This window comes from Vreelandella subterranea (assembly GCF_900111305.1).
In the GTDB taxonomy this organism is placed as follows: Bacteria; Pseudomonadota; Gammaproteobacteria; order Pseudomonadales; family Halomonadaceae; genus Vreelandella; species Vreelandella subterranea.
In genome coordinates this window covers 1-4357 of sequence record NZ_FOGS01000021.1, presented here as the reverse complement: position 1 = coordinate 4357, position 4357 = coordinate 1, and the positions used below count along the sequence as shown (strand labels likewise).

3 protein-coding genes are annotated in these 4357 nt (G+C 42.2%); 1 reads left to right on the top strand and 2 read right to left on the bottom strand.

Annotated elements, in window-relative coordinates:
- Positions 1-864 (top strand): IS3 family transposase (locus tag BMX75_RS17855; RefSeq protein WP_340148057.1); only part of this gene is annotated, 864 nt, incomplete at its 5' end.
- Between the two features lie 376 nt (positions 865-1240).
- Here BMX75_RS17855 and BMX75_RS17850 read toward each other — a convergent pair.
- Both BMX75_RS17850 and BMX75_RS17845 read right to left on the bottom strand, forming a co-directional pair.
- Positions 1241-2416, bottom strand: coding sequence for an MFS transporter (locus tag BMX75_RS17850; protein WP_092831061.1), 1176 nt, complete (start codon positions 2414-2416; stop codon positions 1241-1243).
- Positions 2417-2463: 47 nt separating this feature from the next.
- The gene (locus tag BMX75_RS17845; protein WP_092831059.1) at positions 2464-3468 is read right to left on the bottom strand and encodes a hypothetical protein; all 1005 of its coding nucleotides are present in this window, start codon (positions 3466-3468) and stop codon (positions 2464-2466) included.
- Positions 3469-4357: the final 889 nt, after the last annotated feature.

The window sequence follows — 4357 nt, the reverse complement described above, 5'->3', positions numbered from 1 at the left end:
GGACGAGAACTCGTAAGGTCGTTGCAGGCGGAACTGGCCCAGGAGGGCCACGTGGTATCACTCGTCAAGCTATGCCAGTGGCTGGGGCTCCCCCGACGGACGCTGTACTATCGTCCCAAACCGCGTCGACGGGTGATCAATACCGACCTGGCCACTCGGGTAAAGCTGGCTCTGGAGCGATTCCCCACCTATGGCTATCGTCGTCTAGCGTGTGTACTGGGTGAGAACCGCAAACCGATCCAACGCATCCTGCAGCTGAAGAACTGGCAGGTACGCAAGCGACCGCAGGGCTTCCGGCCGCGTGCCCGAAGCCTGCCGTCAGTGACCACACGACCGGATGAGCGTTGGGCCACCGATCTGACGCACGTTTGGTGCGGCAAGGACCGACGGGGCAGCCTGGCAGTGATCATCGATTGCTGCACGCGAGAAATTCTCGGTTGGCGATTATCGGACAATGGCAGCAGCAAGACCGCCGAAGCCGCGCTGGAAGAGGCTCTGGTGTTTCGATTCGGCGCGCTGGGTCGTATTCATCAACCTCTGGCACTGAGATCGGATAATGGCCTCGTATTCAGCAGTCGGCATTACACGGCGACAGTTAAGGCCTATGGGCTCACCCAGGAGTTCACGACGCCGTATACACCGGAGCAGAACGGGCTTGTCGAGCGCTTCTTCCGATCATTGAAGGAGGAGTGCATCTGGCAGCATCGATTTGAGTCGTTGGGCCAAGCCAGAGCTGTTCTCGGGCGCTGGATACGGTACTACAACGAAGAACGGCCACATCAGTCACATAGGCTATGTGGCGCCCCGAGCACACCCTGCAATAGCTGCGTAGGGTGTGCAAAAACCAGGGGGTCATTACAATAAGATATACAAAAGAATTGTTTTCCGTCAGTGAGGCTATAAAAAGATCGGTGCGTCCAATTAAGTGAAAATAAAAATATATAAACGTAAGGTATAAAACCACACCTAGAAGAGCTGACAATTGCACTATTCCGCTCAAGTCTATTTTGATTCTGTCCTGCTGAACTTTTTTATACATGCCCGGTTATCACGTTATTAATATATTTGGATAAGATTTGGCTATTTTAGGCCATAGTGGTTGCGATGATATACTTGGCTAAATACGCAGTTTACACTATTATTAGTCACAATAAGATAGTGAATGACTGTATACAGTTAAAGAAAATAGCTGTTCATAGTGCATACCTTTTTTCTTTGTTTGTTCACGATGACATTTTTATCATGTCGGCTTTAGAATCCATATTATGAAACCCACGAGTACGATAATAGCACCCCAAGTTGTGTAGAGGATAGACACAGAAGTAATAGGGAATATAGTTGGTATGAGATATATAATCATACCACTCGAATTTGTTAGAACTGAGGTGGTGGCTCTAATTCTGCCAATCATGTCTTCAGAACAGTGTGTTAATAATTTTCCGTCGAATCGCGCTCTTGTAATGGAAAAAAGTCCTCCCATAATAGCATAGAGCAGTATCAGTGCAGGAATGAAACGTAAGAAAGAGAAGGCAACCATTGTACTGCCAAGCAAGCACAAAAGAAACGCTTCAAAATTTTTTAGAGTAGAAGGGTAGCGTTTGAAGGCGGCAATAAGTAGTATAGATCCTCCTCCAATAGACCAAGCCATTTCTAATAAGCCATACACATTGCTGCTTGCGGAGAGCTCATTTTGTACGAAGCCGGGAATAAGCGTATTAGTCATTTGTGCTACTGAAAAAGTTAACGATACTCCAAATATTGAAATATATAAATTTTTGTCGCTAATTGCATATGAAAATCCTTCTGTCCAAAGTTTTAAAGGATTAGCGGATTTTCTATTTTTTATGTTTTTTAAATTTATTAGGAATTTTTCGCTAATAAAAAAACGTATGGTAGACACAATAAGCAACAGTGAAACGCAAATACTGGCACTAGTATGTTCTAATAAAAAGCCACTACCTCCCATTCCAATGGCCAGCCCTAACTGGCGTATGATAGATACTTTTACAGACATGGAAATTCTTTTTTCTTTACAAATAATTGATTGGAAAATGCTGTCTATCGCACCTGCTTTTACTGCCATACTTGCAGTGTTTAGTACACTGAATAAATAAAGGAAAGGTGGTAAATTAAGCCTCTGAGTTATACCAAATAGCAGGATTGCTAATGCAGTTGTCTGAGTGATTAATCCTAACCTAACAACGATCTTTCTGTTCCAGCTGTCTGTAAGTATTCCTCCTGCGATAGAAATAACTATGCCAGTAATACTAGATAAAAGAAATATTCTACCTAATACTGCTATTGAGCTATCTTCAACAGCTATCCATGCAATTACGACGAAACTGCTGCCAATCGACATAAAAGTTAAGAACAAGAACGCTACATAGAAATATAAGTCAAGATTTCTTGATGACATGATGATGGTTCTCTTTGTTAACGTTCTTATTCTCTGTTGGTAGTTGGTTAACTCTGATAAGTGATACCTATTCGCTTTCCCTCTAAAGATATTGATCGCATAAAGGAGCGGGTGTAACGTGTTCCAGAAATATATTCGTTGAAGATGTCTCGTGAATGTGCGCCTGCAGAGTTCTTCATAAGGATTATTCTTCTTGGTTGCTGAGGAATATAATAGCGACGGGTATTTTTCTGCATGGAATCTTTTAAATCATCAATTATCCTTTTTTTATCAATATCGATTTCACTCTTAATTATCTCTCCGTTTAAAAACATGCATTTATTATCGCCGTCGTCATAAAAGATTGGTGCTTTAACAAGCGATTGCCCTAAATTTTCAACCTCTCCATTTTTTCCAGGATAAACTATAGGTGTTAATTCAGTTTTATAGGTAACGTTCCAGCCGATGGCTTCTGCGTAAGTCTCAAACTCATTCCATAAAGTAAAAGGAAGCCAGTAAAAGCTTCCCGCTTTTTTATAGGCTATTAAGAGGTTGTATATGGATAATATATCAGGTATGTAAACGTTTGAGTTTTCTATTCTCCCATCTGTATGAAATCCTAATTTTTCTTCAGGCGAGTAGAATTTTAATCCTGCTTCTTTTAATTTGCTCTCTCCCTCCTTAGAGGCATTGTAGAGTGTGAAGGGGGCATTGTTTCTTCTATCCATTGCGGGAGACATAAATTTATTAACTATTGCTTGGGCAATGATAGCACCTAGAAGTGTATCCTGCGTAGGGTTGCTTGATACTCCTTGTGGAATGTCAAGTGCGACTATTCCGCAAGACGTATCATGTAGGGCCGTGCTTATGTCAGTATATATATCTTCTATGATATTAGAGGATAAGTGATCTATTTCTTTAGTAATGCTAGCTGACTTTAATATATCTAAGGAGCTTGGCCGTATGTTATTTTTTTTTAAGGATTGTATGAAGTCTTTGCAAGCACTCAGAGGGGCGTTGAATAATGGTGCTTCGATATTAGAGGTATTGCTGTTTCTGGTGTGTTGGTACATGTTAGGACTCCTTGTTAAAATTAGCCCTCCGTCGTATGGACGAAGGTTTAGCCCAGATTTCCACCTCCACCGTCAGTACATTCGGGAGATTGCAGGCAAGCTTCTAGAGAGCCGACAATAGTGTCCAAGTTGATTTGGCAAAGAGTTTCATGTGACATGTTGCACCTCGGTTTAAGTGAGTATGGTTATACCAACGACGTTAATTCAATTAAACGTCAATACAGATATAGTAATTATTTTTATTCAAATGTGTAAGAAAAATCTGATATATTTTGTAAGAAAGTTCTGATATGTTTTGTAAGAAATATCTTACACGTGTAGGAAATAACTCACGAATATGAACGGTAGGCTGAACACTATCGGCCTTATTACTGGCTCTAATACGAGCGAAATTCGGAACGTATCGGTAGAGAGGCGGTGGAAGGTTTTGAGGCTCGCTAGCTTCCCTGGAAAAGTGGTTTCTATTAACAGCTGCATGAGTGAGCTGTGTCAACTTCTACAAGAGCGCAGCGTGTTAGTGCCGTTAGATAGAGAGCGGAGGTATTTAAGCAGAATTTTCGTTTTATCCCCTTCAACAGCTGAGGGCATATTGGTGAACGGCAGCGTAAAAATGCAATTTTCTTAAAAGGACGTAAGCAGTAAAATATTGAAGTATATTTAAGATAAGCGTTTTTTGATTTCTAACCCCCCGTTACAATCACCACCATCGCCGTAATTGAGAGCACTATACCCACAGCAGATGCGCCGCTAACCCTTTCCCTACGCATCAGCGAACCACACACGACCGGTATCAGTGAAGTGACCCCCTCCAGAGCTGCACAGGCTATAGTGCAGCTATCAGGAGGATGATATGAGCAACGAACCCTCAGTCAAACGCTGGACCGCCAAG